This window comes from Acidovorax sp., assembly GCF_016783915.1.
Taxonomy (GTDB): domain Bacteria; phylum Pseudomonadota; class Gammaproteobacteria; order Burkholderiales; family Burkholderiaceae_C; genus Acidovorax.
Genome location: NZ_JADHVT010000006.1, coordinates 42,747 through 60,853, shown reverse-complemented (window position 1 = coordinate 60,853; position 18,107 = coordinate 42,747). Strand labels below are relative to the sequence as shown.

Below are 18,107 nucleotides of genomic sequence, written 5' to 3'. Positions count from 1 at the left end.
ATAGTTAATTGGGGATCTTCTCAAGGCAGTAGCCCAGGCCGCGCACGGTGGCGATGCGGATGGGCCCGCCTTCGATCTTCTTGCGCAGGCGGTGGATGTAGACCTCGATGGCGTTGTTGCTCACCTCCTCGCCCCACTCGCACAGGCGCTCCACCAGCTGCTCCTTGCTCACCAGCCGGCCGGCGCGCTGCAGCAGCACTTCCAGCAGGCCCAGCTCGCGGGCGGACAGCTCGATCATCTTGCCGTCGATGGTGGCCACGCGGCCCGCCTGGTCGTACACCAGCGGGCCGTGCTTGATGGCGCTGCTGGTGCCGCCCATGCCCCGGCGCGTGAGGGCGCGCACGCGGGCTTCTAGCTCCTGCAGGCTGAAGGGCTTGGCCATATAGTCGTCGGCACCAAAGTCCAGGCCCTTCACTCGCTCTTCCACGCTGTCGGCCGCAGTGAGGATGAGCACCGGCAAGGCCGAGCCTCGGCCGCGCAGCTTTTTCAGCACTTCCAGCCCATGCATTTTGGGCAGGCCCAGGTCCAGGATGAGCAGGTCGAACTCGTTGTTGGTCATGAGCGCCGCGTCGGCCTCGCTGCCGCTGGCGACATGGTCCACCACGGCGCCCGAGGCACGCAGCGTGCGCAGCAGGCCATCGGCCAGCACCTGGTCGTCTTCGGCAATGAGGATGCGCATGCGGACTGTCTCCTTGGGTGGTACGGCCCGTGGGCGGGCCTGTGTCGTCATTGTCTGCCTGTGCGAGGATTTTAGGCGCCAGCTCCCTGTCCGGCGCCTTTGGCTGGCTGCAAGCTTGGGACACGGAAAATGGCGGCCATGCACATCCTGCTCATCGAAGACGACCTGGACCTGGGCCAGGCCCTGCTGCAAGCCCTGCAGCAGGGCGGCTTCACTGTGCAATGGCTGCGCAGCGTGGCCGCCACGCCGCCCCTGCCCGACGCCAACGAGGTTGCCGCCGTGCTGCTGGACCTGACCCTGCCCGACGGCCAGGGCATGGCGTTGCTGCGTCGCTGGCGCCGCGCGGGCCTCAGCCTGCCGGTGATAGTGATCACAGCCCGCACCGCCTTGCAGGACCGGCTTGACGGCTTGGACGGCGGTGCCGACGACTACGTGCTCAAGCCCTTCGACGTGCCCGAGCTGCTGTCGCGCTTGCACGCCGTGCTGCGGCGCAGTGCGCGCCAGGCCAGCGAGGAGTGGACGCTGGGCGCGCTGCGCCTGGCGCCCCGGCGGCACGAAGCCTGGCTGGGCGACGAGCGCCTGGCGCTGTCGCCGCGCGAGTTCCGGCTGATGGTGGAGCTGGCGCGCGAACCAGGCAAGGTGGTTGCCAAGAACGTGCTTGCCCAGCGGCTCGAACCCCTGGGCGACGCGCTGGACGCCGCCACGCTGGAGGTGCATGTCTCCAATCTGCGCAAGAAGATCGGCGCGGAGCGCGTGGTCACAGTGCGTGGCGTGGGCTATCGGCTGCAGCCATGACACCACCGACCGAAACCCCCGCGCCCCCACGCGGCTGGTGGGGCCCGAGCCTTATGCGCCGCACCCTGCTGGCGCTGCTCGCGGCCATGGCGTTGGTGTGGCTGGTGCTGCTGGGCCAGGCGGCCATCACCCACTACCGCGCCATGGACACCAACCCCGGCGTGCGCCAGCTCGCGCAGGGGCTGGCGGGGGCGCTGGCCACCCTGGACCAGCCCGCCGAGGCCCGCGCGCTGGTGCACGGCATGGCCCACACCCTCAACGCCATGCGCGCAAAGGTGGATCTGCTGCAGGGCACTTCGGTGCTGTTGCAGCTGCAGGACCGCACAGGCCAACTGCTGCACAGCAGTGCGGCCGGTGTGCACGCGGTGGGACTGGCAGGCGACGCAGGCCATGCCGCGATGGACGTGGCCGGCACACCCCATTGGGTGGCATGGGAAAGCACGGGCCCCTGGCGCGTGGTGGTGGCCGAGCCCCGCCTGGCCGATGCGCGGCTGCTGGGCTTCATGGGCGAAGACCTGGCGGCGTCGGTGCTGCTGGCGCTGCCGCTGGTGGGCCTGCCGCTGTGGCTGGCAGTGCGCACGGGGCTGCGCCCGCTGGCGCGGCTGGGCGCCCAGATCGCCGCACGCTCGGCCCACGACCTGCGGCCGCTGCAGCACCTGCCGCCCCAGCGCGAGCTGCACGGCTTGGCCCAGTCGTTCGACCAGCTGCTGGCCCGCCTGCGCGCCCACCTGGCGCGCGAAAAGGCCCTGGTGCACGACGCGGCCCACGAGCTGCGCACGCCCATGGCCGTCATCGCCACCCAGGCCCATGTGCTGGCGCAAGCCCCCGAAGGCCCCGCACGCGCGCAAGCCAGCGAGGCGCTGACGCGCGCCGTGCAGCGCGCCGCGCACCTGAGCGAACAGCTGCTCACGCTGGCGGCACTCGAAGAAGCCCCCGCGCTGCACAACACCGCGCCCCAGGACCTGATGGCGCTGCTGCAGGACTGCCTGGCAGAGCGCGCGGGCTGGGCCGAGGGCCTGGGCGTTGAGCTGTCGCTCGACGGCCCGGACACCCTGGAGCTGCCGTTTGACCGCCAGCTGCTCTGGTCCGCCCTGGGCAATGTGCTGGACAACGCGCTCAAGCATGGCTGCGGCCCAGGCGCGGGGCGCGAGGTGCAGTTGCGGGTGATGCACAAAGGCGGCGACGTGGTGGTCTGGATTGCCGACGACGGCCCGGGCATCGAGGCCGGTGAGCAGGACAGGGTGTTCGAGCGCTTCTGGCGCTCGCCACGCGCGCGCAGCAGCGGATCGGGCCTGGGGCTCACCATTGCGGAGCAGGCCATCGGCCACCTGGGCGGGCAGGTCCGCCTGGGGCCGGGGCTGCACGGGCGGGGCGTGGGCTTCACGCTGCGCTGGCCGGTGGCGGGCTGACAACCCGCGCCCGGCAGCCTCCCCCTCTGCGCAGACCTTTGGGTTCGCCCAAGGTTGGCGTTTCAACAATCCCGGCATCTTCTTCATTTCACGAGATGCCATGAAACCTACCCGCCTTGTTACCCCCTCTACGGCGCGCGGCGCCCTCCTCCTCTCACGCCGCCACTGGCTGGCCGCCGCAGGCCTGTCCACGCTGGGCAGTGTGCTCACCGCCTGCGGTGAGGGCGACGACGACAGTCCCCGCGAAGCCCACAAGCGGGTGCAGGCCCTGGCCCAAGGGCTGGTGAAGCAGGGCGTGGTGGGCGCCGCAGCCGGGTGGGCGGACCCGCGCCAGGTCCGCACAGCCGTCGCGGGGCTGCGCCGCCTGGGTGGGAATGCGCCCCTGGTCACCGGCGACCTGATGGCCATCGGCTCCAACACCAAGGCCATGACGGCCTGCGCGGCCGCGAGTGTGGTGGACCAGGGCCTGCTGCGCTGGGACAGTACGCTGGCCCAGACTTTGCCCGAGCTGTCGCGGAGCGCCCTGCCCGCCTACCAGGAGATCACGCTGCGCGATCTGCTGGACCACCGCGCCGGGGTGATGGGTTTTTCGGCCATCGAAGACGTGGACCTGTTCGTGAACGCAGTGGGTCCCGAGGTGCTGGCGCGCTGGCAGCAACCTGCGGAGGCAGAGGCGTTCTTCCTGCAGTGGCTGCTGCGCCAGCCGCCCGTTCGCGGGACGGGCGCGGACCCGGGCTTTGCCTACTCCAACGCAGGCTATGCGCTGGCGGCCCGCATGCTGCGCGCGGCAACGGGTCTCGGGTGGGAGGGTCTGCTGCGCCAGCGCGTGGCCCAGCCCCTGGGCCTTTCGCTCTTTATGGGAGAGCCGATGCGTGCCGGGAGCCAGCAGCCCGCCGGGCATGAAATCCTGGACGGGCGGCTGCAGCCCCTGCCGCTGGCCGAGGCGCCGGAACGTGTGTGGCTGGAGATCCTGGACGCGGCAGGCGCCGTGAGCCTGACGGTGGAGGAGGACGCGCGGTGGCTGCAGTGGCATCTGCGGGCGTTGCGCGGCGACGCCACCCCCTTGCCGCGCAGCTACGTGAAGGGCCTGCAGGACCTGGGGCACGCCCCCGCAGGCCGCTATGGCCTGGGTTGGCTGGTGCATGCGGCGCACGGCACGGGCTGGCTGCTGCACAACGGCCAGGACGCGGGCTTTCAGGCCATGTCGGTCGTCGCACTCGATGGTTCGCGCGCAGGCCTGGCCCACAGCAACATCGCCACGGCGGACAGCATGAGCCTGCTCTACGAGGGTGTCTCCACGCTGGTGTCTTGAGCCCGCTGGACCCGCGCCGGGTTCTCAGCGCGGGTCGTGTGCCCGCAGCCTCTGCACCAGGGTCTTGAGATCCGCCTGCAGCCGCGCCATGCCCTCGGGCACCTGCGCGAGCGTCTGCTCGTCCATGTAGAGCTTGCGGTTGATCTCGACCTGGATGCTGTGCCGGTGCTGCGCGGGGTTGCCATAGCGGCGCACCAGCTCCACGCCCTTGTAGGGGTGGTTGTATTCGACGCTGTAGCCGCATGCGCGCAGGTGCTCGCAGATCAGCGCCGACAGCGCCGGGCTGGCCGTCGTGCCGTCGCGGTCGCCCACCACGAAGTCGGCGTGTTCGAGGCCCGGGAACTCGGTGGCAAAGCGCCCGGCCACGGCGGGCATGGAATGACAGTTGAGGTGGATGCTGTAGCCGTGGCGCGCATGGGCTGCATCGATGGCCTGCGCCACTGCCGCGTGGTAGGGGCGCCAGCATTGGTCGATGCGCGCACGCACCTCGGCCACGGTGAGCTGGCGGCTGTAGATGGGTTCACCCTCGTCGGTGAACTTCCAGATCAGGCCCTTGCCCAGGCGCACCTTGCTGAGCACCTTGGGGTCGGTGGAGATCGGATCGGTCCATTCGCCGTCGATCAGGCTGGTATCCAGCTCGGTAGTGTCGCGGTTGGCATCGAGGTAGATGCGGGGGAAATGCGCCTCGACCCAGGCCACGCCCAGCGCGGTGGCAAAGGCGTAGATCTTCTCGACATGGGTGTCTTCCGCCCGGCGCAGCGTGGGCAGGTCGCAGGCAGAGCCGAAGTCAGCCGGGTACTGCGTGCCGCTGTGGGGCGAGTCGAGCACCAGCGGGGTGTTGCCGGGTATGGCCGTCACCTTGCGGGCGGCAGGGGTGGGGGAGGCCTGCCCGGGTGAACCGGTGACGCCAGGCTGGGCTTGTTCGAAGCGGTGGTGGATCAGTTTCAAGGCTGCATGCATAGGCAGAGTGTGCGCAAAGGAGGGCGGCTGGCCTAGCCGCCCAGACCGGGATGTGACTATGGTTATCCCTGAGACTTTGAAATGGCTCAGGAAGCAGGGGGGCCTGCGTCGTTTCAACATCCCAGCTGTGGCCGTTCCGAGCCATGGGCCCGGGGGGGAAATCAGGTCAGTCGAGCACCACCTTGGCGTAGGCCGCCACGCGCTTCATCTTGTCGATCTCGCTGGCGATCTGGGTAGTGAACTCCTTGGGCGTGGTGCCCGAGGGATACAGGCCCTGGCCTGCCAGGCGCTCGCGCACGGCGGGCTCCTTCAGGGCCTGGGCGACGGCTTGCTGGATGCGGTCTGCCGCCGCCGGGGGCGTGCCCGCAGGGGCCACCAGGCCAAACCATGAAGGCTCGTTGGCCTGCTTGTAGCCCAGCTCGGCGTAGGTGGGCACATCGGGCAGCACGTCCAGGCGCTCGGGCCACGACACGGCCAGCGCCTTGAGCTTGCCCGATTTGACGTGCGGGAGCGATGAAGCCACCTGGTCAAAGTACACCGCCACCTGGCCCGCCAGCACGTCGTTGATGGCCGGGCCTGCACCACGGTAGGGGATGTGCACCATGGAGGTGCCCGTGCTGCTCTTGAACAGCTCGCCCCACATGTGGCCGATGGTGCCGTTGCCGGGGGTGGCGTAGGACACCTTGCCGGGGTTGGCCTTGAGGTACTTCACCAGCTCCGCAAAGTCCTTGACGGGCACCACGGCCGGGTTGATCACGATGACGCCCGGGGCCTTGACGATCTCGGTCACGCCGATGAAGTCCTTGGTCGGGTGGTAGGGCAGCTTGGTGTACACGGCGGGGTTCACGCCATGGGTGGACAGCGTGGCCACGCCCAGGGTGAGGCCGTCTGCCGGCGCACGGGCGACTTCGGCCATGCCGATGGAGCCGCCTGCGCCGCCCCGGTTTTCCAGCACCACGGGCTGCTTGAGGATGCGCGCCAGCGACTCTTGCAGACTGCGGGCCGTGATGTCCGTGGCGCCCCCGGGCGGGAACGGAACGATGATGCGCAGGGGCTTCCCCTCTTGCGCCAAAGACATTCCGGGAGCGAAAGATACGGCGGCCAGCGCTGAGAGCAGGTGACGGCGTTGCATGGGCGTTTCTCCTATGGGTTGCATTGAGGTTAAAGGATTCAATGCGCTCTACCAAGCAATGGATATGCCTGATAACATTCCTATTTGGAATGATTTGATTACTTACTATGTCATCTCTTCGCCGCCTCTCGCCACCCGTTCACCTGCTGCGGGCTTTTTCCACGGTGACGCGGTTCGGCGGGGTGTCCCGCGCGGCCGAGGCCCTGCACCTCACCCAAAGCGCGGTCAGCAAACAGGTCAAGGAACTGGAGACCTGGGTGGGCGTGCCGCTGTTCGAGCGCAGCCGCAAGCGCCTGGCGCTCACCCCCGCCGGCGAGCGCTACGAAAAGGCGGTGCGTGGCGTGCTGGCGCAGCTGGAGGCCGCCACGCTGGAACTGATCACCAGCGATGACGGTGGGGGGGCGCTGCACCTGTCCAGCCTGCCCACGTTTGCGGCCAAATGGCTCATCCCACGCCTGCCGCAGTTCCAGCAGCAGCACCCGCAAATCACGCTGCACTTTGTGCCTTATGTGCACAGCTACGACTTCACCCGCCCCGAGCTGGACTGCGCCATCCTGTTCGGCGACGGCCACTGGCCCGGCGCGCACGCCCACCACATCACAGGCAACGAGGTGGCGCTGATCGCCCCCCGCACCAAGGTGGCCGACTGGCCCATCCACACCCCGCGCGACGTAGCCAGCTACACCCTGCTGCGCCACGTGACCGTGCCCGAGGGCTGGCTGCGCTGGAGCGAGACGCATGGGGTGGCGGGCCTCATCGACCCGCTGGCCGGGCCGCAGTTCGACCAGTTCCAGACCATGATCCGCGCCGTGATGGCGGGCATGGGCCTGGCGTTGGTGCCGCGCTGCCTGGTGCAGGATGAAATCACGGCAGGCCTGGTGCGCGAGCCCCTGCCCGATGCCGACCTGCGCGGCGGTTACCGGAGTGATGTGGGCTACTGGTTCTGCTACCCCGAAGGCCGCACGCAGCTGCACGCGCTGCAGTGCTTCAGGGAATGGCTGCTGGCCTGCGCCGAGCCAATGGGGGCTCAGGCACCCGTATCGCCGCCCGCATAGGCCTCCAGCCCAATGGCTACCACGGTGGCCACGTCATGGCCCACCTCGGCGCGGAACTCCGCCTCGGCCTGCGCCACTGCATCCCGGAACGCTTGCAGCCACGCCAGGCCGGTGGGCGTGAAGCACACGCGGCGCGCCCGCGCATCCAGCGGGTCGGCCTGGCGCGTGACCAGCCCCCAGGCCTCGCACTGGTCCACCAGGTTGGCCATGGCCTGCTTGGTCATGCCCGCGCGCTGGGCCAGGTCGGTCAACCGGTCGCCCTGCAAGGCCAGGTGCCGGGTGATGTGCACGTGTGCAGCCGTCACCTGGTCGCGTGCCGCCAGGTTGGACAGCGCCAGCGGCACCTCCACATTGCGCGCCATGAGCTGCAGTACCCGCGCGTCGAAGCGGCGCAGGGCGCTGCCCATCAGGCGGCCCAGGTGGGTCTGGCGCCAGCGGTCGCCAGACCCCGGGGCGGGCGTGGCAAGGGGGGCGGCTGGAGAAAAATCGGCCATGCGATATTGTCAGGCAAACTGACTAAAAATCGCTTTATCTGGATTTCATTGCTCGCATAAACTACTGTTCAAGCATCCAGCCTGTGATTAACCGCAGAGCGATGCAAGCATCCAACCTGTTGTTTTTCAAGGAGTTTCTCATGGACGTCGCAGTCAAAGGCACCAACCCCGCATTGCCCGTGAACACCGAAAAGGCCAAGGCCCTGGCCGCCGCGCTCGCCCAGATCGAGAAGCAGTTTGGCAAGGGCACGATCATGCGCCTGGGTGAAGGCGAGGTGATCGAGGACATCCAGGTCGTCTCCACCGGCTCGCTGGGCCTGGACATTGCGCTGGGCGTGGGTGGCCTGCCCCGTGGCCGCGTGGTCGAGATCTACGGCCCAGAATCGTCGGGCAAGACCACGCTCACGCTGCAGGTGATCGCCGAGATGCAAAAGCTGGGCGGCACCTGTGCGTTTGTGGATGCCGAACATGCGCTGGATGTGCAGTACGCCCAGAAACTGGGTGTGCAGCTGTCCGACCTGCTGATCAGCCAGCCCGACACCGGCGAGCAGGCGCTGGAGATTGTGGACAGTCTCGTGCGCTCGGGTGCCGTGGACCTGATCGTGGTGGACTCGGTCGCCGCGCTCACGCCCAAGGCCGAAATCGAAGGCGAAATGGGCGACGCGCTGCCCGGCCTGCAGGCCCGCCTGATGAGCCAGGCGCTGCGCAAGCTCACTGCCACCATCAAGAAGACCAACTGCATGGTCATCTTCATCAACCAGATCCGCATGAAGATCGGCGTGATGTTCGGCTCGCCCGAAACCACCACCGGTGGCAATGCGCTCAAGTTCTACGCCTCGGTGCGCCTCGACATCCGCCGCACCGGCACCATCAAGAAGGGTGACGAAGCCATCGGCAACGAGACCAAGGTCAAGGTGGTCAAGAATAAGGTGAGCCCGCCCTTCAAGACGGCCGAGTTCGACATTCTGTTCGGCGAGGGCATCAGCCGCGAGGGCGAGATCATCGATATGGGTGTGACGGCCAAGATCGTGGAAAAGAGCGGTGCCTGGTACGCCTACAACGGCGAAAAGATTGGCCAGGGCCGTGACAACGCCCGCGAGTTCCTGCGCGAGAACCCCGACCTCGCCCGCGAGATCGAGAACAAGGTGCGTGAAGGTTTGGGTATTGCGCTGCTGCCTGGCGCGCTGCAGGCCCCAGCGTCGGCTGCAGACGAGTGATATCGAGCCTCTGAAGGTAAATAGGCTACAGGCGCATATTCCATATGCACCTGTAGCTGCTAAAAATATAGCATTTGGCCAGTCATGGGGTTCACCGCGCTTTCGCTCAAAGGCCGTGCGCTGCGGCTGCTGAGCCAGCGGGAGCATTCGCGCGCCGAGTTGCAGCGCAAGCTTGCGCCCCATGTGCAGGAGGGCGAAGACCTGGCTGCGGTGCTGGACGACCTGCAGGCCAAGGACTTCATCAGCGAGGCGCGCGTGGTGGAGTCGGTGTTGCACCGGCGCGCTGGGCGCCTGGGTGCGGCGCGCATCCGGCAAGAGCTGCAGTCCAAGGGGTTGGGGGCAGAGGCCGTGCAGCAAGCAGTGGCCCAGTTGCAAGCCAGCGAGCTGGAGCGTGCCCGCGAGGTGTGGCGCCGCAAGTTTGGCGAGCCCGCCGCAGATCCACAAACCCGCGCCAAACACATGCGGTTTTTGCTGGTGCGGGGGTTCTCAGGCGATGTGGTGCGGCGCGCGGTGCTGGGCGCCGACGAGTCTGACGAGGGCTGAGCGCACCACCAGCAAGCGGGGCATCGGCCCCGCTTGGTGACGCCCCTTGAATGGTTACAGGCCCAGCATCAATTGTAGGTTCTGCACTGCAGCGCCACTGGCGCCCTTGCCCAGGTTGTCCAGACGCGCAATGACCACGGCCTGCCGGTACTGCTCGTTGGCAAACACGCGCAGCTCCAGCTTGTTGGTGTCGGTCAGCGTGTCGGCCGCCAGCTTCAAATCGTCGGTGGGCGGCAGCACGCTGACCCACTGCTCGGGCGTGTTGGTGCGGCTGTAGTGACCCGCCAGCGCGTCGTGCAGGTCGCTGGCCTTGGGGGCTCCGGGCAACAGGTCCAGGTGCAGCGGCATCTGCACCAGCATGCCCTGGCGGAAGTTGCCCACCGCAGGGATGAACACCGGGCGGCGTGTGAGCCCTGTGTAGCGCAGGATCTCGGGAATGTGCTTGTGCGTCAGGCCCAGGGCATAGGCTTCATACGGCGCTGCAGTGCCTGCCTCGTAGGCTTCGATCATGGTGCGGCCGCCGCCGGAGTAGCCCGAGACAGAGGGCAGGCTCAATGGGTAGTCCGCAGGAATCAGGCCCGCGTCGACCAGCGGGCGCAACATGGCGATGGCACCGGTGGCGTAGCAGCCGGGGTTGGACACACGCGTGGCGTCGCTCACCGCTTGCGTCTGCGATGCTGCAAGTTCTGGAAACCCGTACACCCAGCCATCGGCCGTGCGGTGGGCTGTGCTGGCGTCGATCACCTTGACCTTGCGGCCAGAGGTGCGCTCGATCTCGTCCACCATGGCCACGGTGTCACGTGCTGCGTCGTCGTGCAGGCACAGCACCACCAGATCCACACCGGCGATCAGGTCGCGCTTGGCGGCCGGGTCTTTGCGCAACTCGGGCGCAATGCTGACCAGCTCGATCTGCGGCATGGCCTGCAGGCGCTCGCGGATCTGCAGGCCCGTGGTACCGGCTTCGCCATCAATAAAGACTTTGGACATGGAGGTGCTCCTGCAAAAAGGTGGCAGCGTCTGCCGGATAGAAAAGGGGAGATGGGAAGGCTATCAGGCCAGCCCAGGGTGTAAGTTAGGCACAAGGATGGTGCGTTGCAGCATGATACAGTCGCGGGTTGCCATGTCCCAAGCCCGCGGCCAGACATCTGTTCATGGTAAACGGGTAACTACCACCCTTCCCTGAGAGAGACCTCATGAAGATTCACGAATACCAAGGCAAGGAAATCTTGCGCAATTTTGGTGTGCCCGTTCCGCGTGGCATTCCCGCATTCACGGTGCAAGAAGCCGTGGAAGCAGCCCAGAAGCTCGGCGGCCCCGTGTGGGTGGTCAAGGCCCAAATCCACGCCGGTGGCCGTGGCAAGGGCGGCGGCGTGAAGGTTGCCAAGACCATTGACGACGTGAAAGCACGCGCCAGCGAAATCCTGGGCATGCAGCTGGTCACGCACCAGACTGGCGCTGAGGGCCAGAAGGTCCGCCGCCTGTACATTGAAGACGGCGCCGACATCAAGAACGAACTGTATGTGTCGCTGGTCACCGACCGCGCCACGCAGAAGGTCGCCCTGATCGCTTCGAGCGAAGGCGGCATGGACATCGAGGAAGTGGCCCACTCCACGCCCGAGAAGATCATCACCGAGATGATCGACCCGCTGACCGGCATCACCGAAGCGCAGAGCCGCAAGGTGGCAGCAGCCATCGGCCTGACCGGCGCTTCCATCGATCAGGCCGTGGACATCTTCGCCAAGATCTACAAGTGCTACATGGACACCGACGCGTCGCTGGTGGAAATCAACCCCCTGAACTGCGACTCCAAGGGCAACCTGATGGCTCTGGACGCAAAGTTCAACTTTGACGCCAACGCCCTGTTCCGCCACCCAGAAATCGTGGCCTTCCGCGATCTGGACGAAGAAGATCCGGCCGAAGTGGAAGCCTCCAAGTTCGATCTGGCCTACATCAGCCTCGATGGCAACATCGGCTGCCTGGTGAACGGCGCGGGCCTGGCCATGGCCACCATGGACACCATCAAGCTGTTCGGCGGCGAGCCAGCGAACTTCCTGGACGTGGGCGGCGGCGCTACCCCCGAGAAGGTGACTGAAGCCTTCAAGATCATGCTGAAGAACCCCAAGGTCGAAGGCATTCTGGTCAACATCTTCGGCGGCATCATGAAGTGCGACACCATCGCCACCGGCGTGATCACCGCTTGCAAGGCCGTGAACCTGAACGTGCCGCTGGTCGTGCGCATGAAGGGCACGAACGAAGAGCTGGGCAAGAAGATGCTGGCCGAGTCCGGCCTGCCCATCATCGCTGCAGACACCATGGCCGAAGCTGCGACCAAGATCGTTGCTGCCGTCAAGTAAGCCCGGAGAACACACATGTCGATCTACATCAACAAAGACACCAAGGTCATCACCCAGGGCATCACGGGCAAGACTGGCCAATTTCACACCGAAAAGTGCCAGGAATACGCGAACGGCAAGAACTGCTTCGTGGCGGGCGTGAACCCCAAGAAGGCGGGCGAGTCGATCTTCAACATCCCGATCTATGCCTCCGTCAAGGAAGCCGCCCAGCAGACCGGCGCCACCGTGTCGGTGATCTATGTGCCACCCGCAGGCGCTGCTGACGCCATCTGGGAAGCTGTCGAAGCCGACCTGGATATGGCCATTTGCATCACCGAAGGCATTCCGGTCAAGGACATGCTGATGGTGCGCAACAAGATGAAGGCCAAGGAAGCTGCCGGCGGCAAGAAGACCTTGCTGCTGGGCCCCAACTGCCCCGGCCTGATCACGCCGGACGAAATCAAGATCGGCATCATGCCCGGTCACATCCATCGCAAGGGTCGCATCGGCGTGGTGTCCCGTTCGGGTACGCTGACGTACGAAGCCGTGGCCATGCTGACCGAAGTCGGCCTGGGCCAGTCGAGCGCTGTGGGCATTGGTGGCGACCCCATCAACGGTCTCAAGCACATCGACGTGATGAAGGCTTTCAACGACGATCCCGACACCGACGCCGTGATCATGATTGGCGAAATCGGCGGCCCGGACGAAGCCGAAGCCGCCCAGTGGTGCAAGGCCAACATGAAGAAGCCCATCGTGGGCTTCATCGCTGGCGTCACGGCCCCTCCCGGCAAGCGCATGGGCCACGCTGGCGCGCTGATCTCTGGCGGCGCCGATACGGCCGATGCCAAGCTGGCCATCATGGAAGAGTCGGGTTTCATCATCACCCGCAACCCTTCGGAACTGGGCAAGTTGCTCAAGGCCCAGCTGAAGTAAGCTGGCTGTCGCCGTCCCGTCCGTAAGCACAATTACGGACGCGGTGCGCGGCACAGACCGCTAGACTGGCGGCTCCTACAAAAAGAGAAGCGCTCGGAACTCAGGTTCCGGGCGCTTCTTGCATTCATAACAGTGGAGTCAGTCATGGAGTTTCTGCAAAGCGCCGATTTTTGGATCGGCCTGGTGAAGATCGTCTGGATCAACATCATTCTTTCGGGCGATAACGCGGTGGTCATCGCGCTGGCCGCCCGGTCCCTCCCCCCTCATCAGCAAAAGAAAGCCGTGTTCTGGGGCTCCGGCGCCGCCGTGGTCTTGCGGATTTTGTTGACCGTTGTGGCTGCCAAGCTGCTGGAGCTGTCGTTCCTGCAGATCGTGGGCGGTTGCCTACTGCTGTGGATTGGTTTCCAGCTGCTCAGCGACGACGAGGAGGACGAGGGCGAGTCCAAAACCTATGGCAGCCTGATGGCCGCAGTCCGCACCATCCTCATTGCCGACCTGGTGATGAGCCTGGACAACGTGATCGCCGTGGCGGCCGCAGCCCAGGGCAACGTGGTCCTGCTGGTGTTGGGCTTGGCCATCAGTATCCCGCTGGTGATTTTCGGCAGCACCCTCATGATCAAGCTCATGGAGCGTTTCCCCGTCATTGTGGTGCTGGGCGCTGCGCTGATTGGCTGGGTGGGTGGAGAAACCATCGCCAGCGATGCCATCTTGCATGACTACGCTGTGGCGCACCCCGCGTTGCACTATGTAGCTGCTGCGCTGGGCGCCGCGCTGGTGGTGGGCGTGGGCAAGTTTTGGCGCAAGGGATCGAACAGAGGATCCGCCACCTGAGGGTTGCAACCGGGGGGGCTTGCACGCCGGGACAACACCTCTTGTGGGCCAGCGAGTGACAAAAATGGCATGGCGGTAGCGTCCGGTCCCCGGGTTGCGTGACAAGAACGACAGGTAACTCCACCCCCGCTGCCCATTCGCTGCAAATCCCCACTTTTCAGCCGTCCTGACACCCGGGACTTGATGGGCGCGGTTATTGCTTGAAACCCACCCAATACTGAGTGGAATAACAGCAAGTGGGACGAAAAACCTCGGCGCGGCGGATGGATGGGTGGCGTACCGATGGCTTTTGGGGCGGATTGGTGGCACTGGCCGTAGCGGGCATGTGTGTGGACACTGGCGCATCGCTGTCGCTCGAACACAAGCTCTACGACGCCGCCGTCCGCACCTCGTCGCCCGCCCCGTTGGCCGACGTGGTGATTGTAGGCATTGACGATGCCAGTCTTGCCTCAGTGGGGCCGTGGCCCTGGTCTCGTGACATTCACGCGCGCCTGATTGATCGCCTGTCAGCAGCTGGCGCTCAAACCGTTGTTTACACCCCCACATTCACACAGCCCCAGAACGACAGGAGCCTGGGCTACCTGAGAAAAATCCGCGAAACCCTTGCCGCTGCACCTGAGGGAGCCGCATTGACGGCCGAGCTGGGGCGTTTGGTGGGGGAGGCGGAAGCTGCGCTCGACGGCGATGCGCGTCTGGCAGCCGCCATCCAGCAGGCGGGCAACGTTTTCTTGGCCTCGCGCTATGAAAGCAGCGGGGCTTCTACACCCCTGCCATCGTACGTGCGTCGCAGCACGGTACCCGACCCGGGTGCTGCTGTGACCCCCTTACAGTCTGCTCAGCACCCCATCGTGTCGTTGGGCGCGGTGGCGGCTGGCGTGGGCCATGTGTATGCAGAGCCCGACCAGGATGGCCGTGTGCGCCAAATTCCGCTGCTTCTTCGCTACGACAGCGTCGGGGTCCCGTCCTTGGCGTTGCTGGCGGCGCAACACAGCCTGCATCTGGGGTTGGGTGATCTCCGCGTGGCGGATGCGCCTGCGGGGCTGCGGCTGGGGGGGCTTAGCATTCCCACGAATGCAGCCGCCGTGCTGCGTCCCCGCTGGCAGGTCGCTGGCGATGGAGTGGGAACCTTCCCTATGCTGTCGGCCGCCGGCGTGCTCGATGGAACCACGCCTGCCAGCAGTCTCCAGGGCAAGATTGTGCTGGTTGGCGAAGTGACGGAAACGCTGGGCGCCCCAGCGGCGCAGTGGGGGGGGCGCGCTGTCTATCCCGTGGAAGTGTTGGCGCAAACCTTGTCGTCCATTCGCCTCGGGCTGGGGGTGATGGAGCCCGGCTGGGCCATGCCCATTTTTTGGCTGGTTTTGGCGCTGGTGGTTTTGTATGTAGTGCTGTTGGCGCCGCGTCTGGCGCGCCCTGTTGGTGTGGGGGTGGGGGCCGCGCTTGTGCTGGCCGCTGTCACCGCCGAATGGACCCTGCTGCGTTATGGAGGCTTTTGGGTTCCGTTGTTGTTGCCTGTTCTTGCCGTACTGGCAGGTGCGACCGTGGTGGCGCTTTTGCACCGCGGACGGCAGGGCGAAGCGTCCGGGCGTTCTGCGGAAGCCGCCGAGGCTGACCGGATGATGGGCCTGGCCCTTCAGGGCCAAGGTCAACTGGATATGGCCTTTGAGCGCCTGCGCAAGGTACCTGCCAGCGGCGCGCTGCTAGACAATCTTTACCATCTGGCGGAGGATTTTGAGCGCAAGCGCCAATTCGCCAAGGCCCAGGCGGTATACGAACACATCCTGCGCCATGACCGTCAATACAAGGACGTGCGAAGCCGCTACAAGCGCGCTAGGGCTCAGGCCCAAAGTATTGCGCAAGCTCCGCTGGGAGTGGCGGACTCTGTGCCGCATGCCAGCCCCGGAACTCCCCGGCTACCAGGCGACGCCACCGTCGGCGTGCCCATGCTGGGACGCTACCAGATTGACCGCGAAATTGGCAAAGGCGCGATGGGGGTGGTTTATCTGGGGCGCGATCCAAAGATTGGCCGGGTGGTGGCCATTAAGACGCTGGCCTTGGGGCAGGAGTTTGAAGGCGACGCCTTGATTGACGCGCGCGCCCGGTTCTTCCGCGAGGCCGAAACTGCTGGCCGATTGCAGCACCCGAACATCGTCACCATTTTTGACGCGGGCGAGGAGCATGACCTTGCCTACATCGCCATGGAGTTCCTCAAGGGTCAGGACCTGACCCATGCCTGCGGTCAGGACGGTTTGCTGCCAGTACCCACTGCGCTCTCCATCGCGGCCCGGGTGGCGGACGCACTGGACTATGCCCATGCTCACAACGTCGTGCACCGCGACATCAAGCCTGCCAACATCATGTTTGATGGCGGGACTGATGCGGTCAAGGTGACGGACTTCGGCATTGCGCGCATCACGGATTCGAGCAAGACTCGCACGGGGCTGGTTCTGGGTACGCCCAGCTTCATGTCCCCCGAGCAACTGGCCGGAAAGAAGGTCGATGGGCGTTCAGACCTCTATTCGCTGGGCATTACCCTCTTCCAGCTGCTGACGGGCACGCTGCCGCTGCGGGGGGCGTCCATGACCGAACTGATGCACAAGATCGCCAGCGTGGAGGCGCCCGATGTGCGTCAGCTGCGCCCCGAACTCTCAGCCGCTGTGGCCAGGGTCGTGGCTCTGGCGTTGCAAAAGCGCCCAGAGGCGCGCTATCAGACTGGGCGGCAGTTCGCGGCGGATCTGCGGCAGGCCATGGCAGGCAATGCCACATTTAGCCCTGAACCAGTCGTCTATGATGCGGACCGCGATGCAACAGGGCAAGAAATGGCGGATTTTCAGGAAACCGTGATGGAGCCACCCGCTGTGCGGGGTGCGGCAGCCCCGCCAATTTCTGGCGCCCCATGACGCACGCCCCACATCCATGACCTACGAATTTTTTGCGCGGACCGATAAGGGACGTGTGCGTTCCAATAACGAAGACGCGGTGGCTGTCGACCGCGACGCACAGGTCGCCATCCTGGCCGATGGAATGGGCGGCTACAACGCCGGCGAAGTGGCCAGCGGCATGGCCACCACCTTCATCCGCACTGAAATGGCCCGTTGGCTGGCCCAGGCCGGAACCAGCCCGCAGTCCACCGATGTGCGCCGCGCGCTCGAAATTTGTGTTGAAAATGCCAACCACGCCATTTTGGGGGCCTCCCTTTCCAATCCCCAATACGCGGGCATGGGCACCACGCTGGTGGTTGCCGTGTTCCAAGGTAGCCGCCTGATCCTGGGGCACATTGGAGATTCGCGCTGCTATCGGCTGCGCGATGGCGCCTTGCAGCAAATCACCCGTGACCATTCCTGGCTGCAGGAGCAGGTGGATGCGGGGTTGCTGACTTCCCAGCAGGCAGCGCTTTCTGCCAACCGCAACCTTGTGACGCGGGCCCTGGGGGTGGAGCCCAATGTGCTGATGGAAGTCAACGAGTTCCAGGTGGCGCCGAATGATCTGTTCCTGCTGTGCTCCGATGGGCTCACCGACATGGTGTCCGATTCGGACCTGGCGGAGCTGGTGCGGGCGCCCATGCCTTTGGAGGAAAAAGCGACACTGCTCATTGACACCGCCAACGCCAACGGCGGTCGTGATAACGTGAGCGTGCTGCTGGTGCAGGCTGCCGCAGGAGGCAAAAAGCGCGGCCTCATGTCCCGATTGCTAGGGGCCTCTTGAACGGCCCGAACCACAACAATTCATCACATCAGGAGTGGATCATGCCGAGAATGATCGTTTCAATCGACGGCGTTGTCATCAAGGAAGTGCAGCTGACCAAGGAGCGGACCACGCTGGGTCGGCGTCCCTACAACGACATCGTGATCGATAATCTTGCGGTGAGCGGTGAGCATGCCGTGCTCCATATGGTGGGTCAGGATGTGGAGATTGAGGACTTGGGCAGCACCAACGGCACGTATGTGAACGCCAAGGCCGTCAAGCGCCAGGAGTTGCGCAATGGCGATACGGTGGAGGTGGGCAAGTACAAGATCCGGTTCCTGCAAGATGCCGAAGGCCAGAACTTCGAGAAGACCATGATCTTCAAACCCGGCATGGTGCCGCCCTCCGTGGCTGCTGCCAGACCCGCCCCGGCGGCCCCAGCGCCCGCGCCGATTTCGGCCGTGATTCGGGTCATGTCCGGTGCTGCAGCGGGGCGTGAAGTGTCGCTGCAGAAAGTGGTGACCACCATTGGCAAGCCGGGTGTGGCTGTGGCTTCCATCACCAAGCGACACCAGGGTTTTGTCTTGGCCCATGTCGAAGGTCCTGACATGCCGCTGCTCAACGGCTCTGCCATTGGTGCTTCGCCCGTTCCTCTCAAGCACGGTGATCGCCTGGAGCTGGCCGGCACAGAGATGCAGTTCGAGCAAAGCTGACATCCCGGACAGGGCTCGCA

The 18,107-nt window shown here is 65.5% G+C and carries 17 protein-coding genes; 12 read left to right on the top strand and 5 right to left on the bottom strand.

Annotated elements, in window-relative coordinates:
* Positions 1-4: 4 nt before the first annotated feature.
* The gene (locus ISS20_RS02780) at positions 5-679 is read right to left on the bottom strand and encodes a response regulator transcription factor (RefSeq protein ID WP_056056624.1); all 675 of its coding nucleotides are present in this window, start codon (positions 677-679) and stop codon (positions 5-7) included.
* 138 nt (positions 680-817) lie between these two features.
* On the opposite strand from ISS20_RS02780, the gene ISS20_RS02775 reads away from it, so the two are divergent.
* The 3 genes from ISS20_RS02775 to ISS20_RS02765 all read left to right on the top strand — a co-directional run bounded on the left by ISS20_RS02775 (position 818) and on the right by ISS20_RS02765 (position 4,195).
* Positions 818-1,474: a response regulator gene (locus ISS20_RS02775; RefSeq protein ID WP_291433469.1), complete on the top strand. Its 657-nt coding sequence runs from the start codon at positions 818-820 to the stop codon at positions 1,472-1,474.
* A complete protein-coding gene (locus tag ISS20_RS02770; protein WP_291433468.1) occupies positions 1,471-2,883 on the top strand; it encodes a HAMP domain-containing sensor histidine kinase in 1,413 nt (470 codons plus the stop codon). Before ISS20_RS02775 ends, ISS20_RS02770 begins: the two co-directional genes overlap by 4 nt.
* 100 nt (positions 2,884-2,983) lie before the next feature.
* Positions 2,984-4,195 carry a serine hydrolase domain-containing protein gene (locus ISS20_RS02765; RefSeq protein ID WP_291433466.1) on the top strand — a complete coding sequence of 404 codons (1,212 nt, stop codon included), beginning with the start codon at positions 2,984-2,986 and terminating at the stop codon, positions 4,193-4,195.
* Positions 4,196-4,219: 24 nt separating this feature from the next.
* On the opposite strand, the gene ISS20_RS02760 is transcribed toward ISS20_RS02765, so the two are convergent.
* Complete coding sequence (locus tag ISS20_RS02760; RefSeq protein WP_291433464.1) at positions 4,220-5,155, bottom strand: N-formylglutamate amidohydrolase; 936 nt, start codon at positions 5,153-5,155, stop codon at positions 4,220-4,222.
* 166 nt (positions 5,156-5,321) lie between these two features.
* The gene (locus ISS20_RS02755; protein WP_291433462.1) at positions 5,322-6,287 is read right to left on the bottom strand and encodes a tripartite tricarboxylate transporter substrate binding protein BugE; all 966 of its coding nucleotides are present in this window, start codon (positions 6,285-6,287) and stop codon (positions 5,322-5,324) included.
* 107 nt (positions 6,288-6,394) lie between these two features.
* On the opposite strand from ISS20_RS02755, the gene ISS20_RS02750 reads away from it, so the two are divergent.
* On the top strand, positions 6,395-7,342 hold the full coding sequence (locus tag ISS20_RS02750) for a LysR substrate-binding domain-containing protein (protein ID WP_291433460.1): 948 nt from the start codon (positions 6,395-6,397) through the stop codon (positions 7,340-7,342).
* Here the strand turns inward: ISS20_RS02750 and ISS20_RS02745 are convergent.
* On the bottom strand, positions 7,315-7,836 hold the full coding sequence (locus tag ISS20_RS02745) for a MarR family winged helix-turn-helix transcriptional regulator (protein WP_291433458.1): 522 nt from the start codon (positions 7,834-7,836) through the stop codon (positions 7,315-7,317). The genes ISS20_RS02750 and ISS20_RS02745 overlap by 28 nt on opposite strands.
* A 140-nt stretch (positions 7,837-7,976) precedes the next feature.
* Between ISS20_RS02745 and recA the strand changes: the two genes are divergently transcribed.
* Together recA and recX are read left to right on the top strand one after the other, a co-directional pair.
* Positions 7,977-9,053: a recombinase RecA gene (recA, locus tag ISS20_RS02740; RefSeq protein WP_291433456.1), complete on the top strand. Its 1,077-nt coding sequence runs from the start codon at positions 7,977-7,979 to the stop codon at positions 9,051-9,053.
* Positions 9,054-9,137: 84 nt separating this feature from the next.
* Complete coding sequence (gene recX, locus ISS20_RS02735; RefSeq protein ID WP_291433454.1) at positions 9,138-9,596, top strand: recombination regulator RecX; 459 nt, start codon at positions 9,138-9,140, stop codon at positions 9,594-9,596.
* Positions 9,597-9,650: 54 nt separating this feature from the next.
* Here the strand turns inward: recX and argC are convergent, their stop codons facing one another.
* Entirely contained in the window at positions 9,651-10,583 is a 933-nt protein-coding gene (gene argC / locus ISS20_RS02730) for an N-acetyl-gamma-glutamyl-phosphate reductase (protein WP_291433453.1), read from the bottom strand.
* 206 nt (positions 10,584-10,789) lie between these two features.
* On the opposite strand from argC, the gene sucC reads away from it, so the two are divergent.
* From sucC to ISS20_RS02700, 6 genes are all read left to right on the top strand, one after another.
* Positions 10,790-11,950 carry an ADP-forming succinate--CoA ligase subunit beta gene (gene sucC, locus ISS20_RS02725; RefSeq protein WP_121508197.1) on the top strand — a complete coding sequence of 387 codons (1,161 nt, stop codon included), beginning with the start codon at positions 10,790-10,792 and terminating at the stop codon, positions 11,948-11,950.
* A gap of 15 nt (positions 11,951-11,965) precedes the next feature.
* On the top strand, positions 11,966-12,862 hold the full coding sequence (gene sucD, locus ISS20_RS02720; RefSeq protein WP_056056609.1) for a succinate--CoA ligase subunit alpha: 897 nt from the start codon (positions 11,966-11,968) through the stop codon (positions 12,860-12,862).
* Positions 12,863-13,006: 144 nt separating this feature from the next.
* Entirely contained in the window at positions 13,007-13,693 is a 687-nt protein-coding gene (locus tag ISS20_RS02715; protein ID WP_291433440.1) for a TerC family protein, read from the top strand.
* A 263-nt stretch (positions 13,694-13,956) separates the two neighbouring features.
* Complete coding sequence (locus ISS20_RS02710) at positions 13,957-16,590, top strand: serine/threonine-protein kinase (protein ID WP_291433438.1); 2,634 nt, start codon at positions 13,957-13,959, stop codon at positions 16,588-16,590.
* Positions 16,591-16,606: 16 nt separating this feature from the next.
* Positions 16,607-17,395 (top strand): Stp1/IreP family PP2C-type Ser/Thr phosphatase, encoded by a 789-nt coding sequence (locus ISS20_RS02705; RefSeq protein WP_291433437.1) that lies wholly within the window; start codon positions 16,607-16,609, stop codon positions 17,393-17,395.
* Between the two features lie 41 nt (positions 17,396-17,436).
* Positions 17,437-18,087 carry an FHA domain-containing protein gene (locus ISS20_RS02700; protein ID WP_291433435.1) on the top strand — a complete coding sequence of 217 codons (651 nt, stop codon included), beginning with the start codon at positions 17,437-17,439 and terminating at the stop codon, positions 18,085-18,087.
* Positions 18,088-18,107 lie beyond the last annotated feature (20 nt).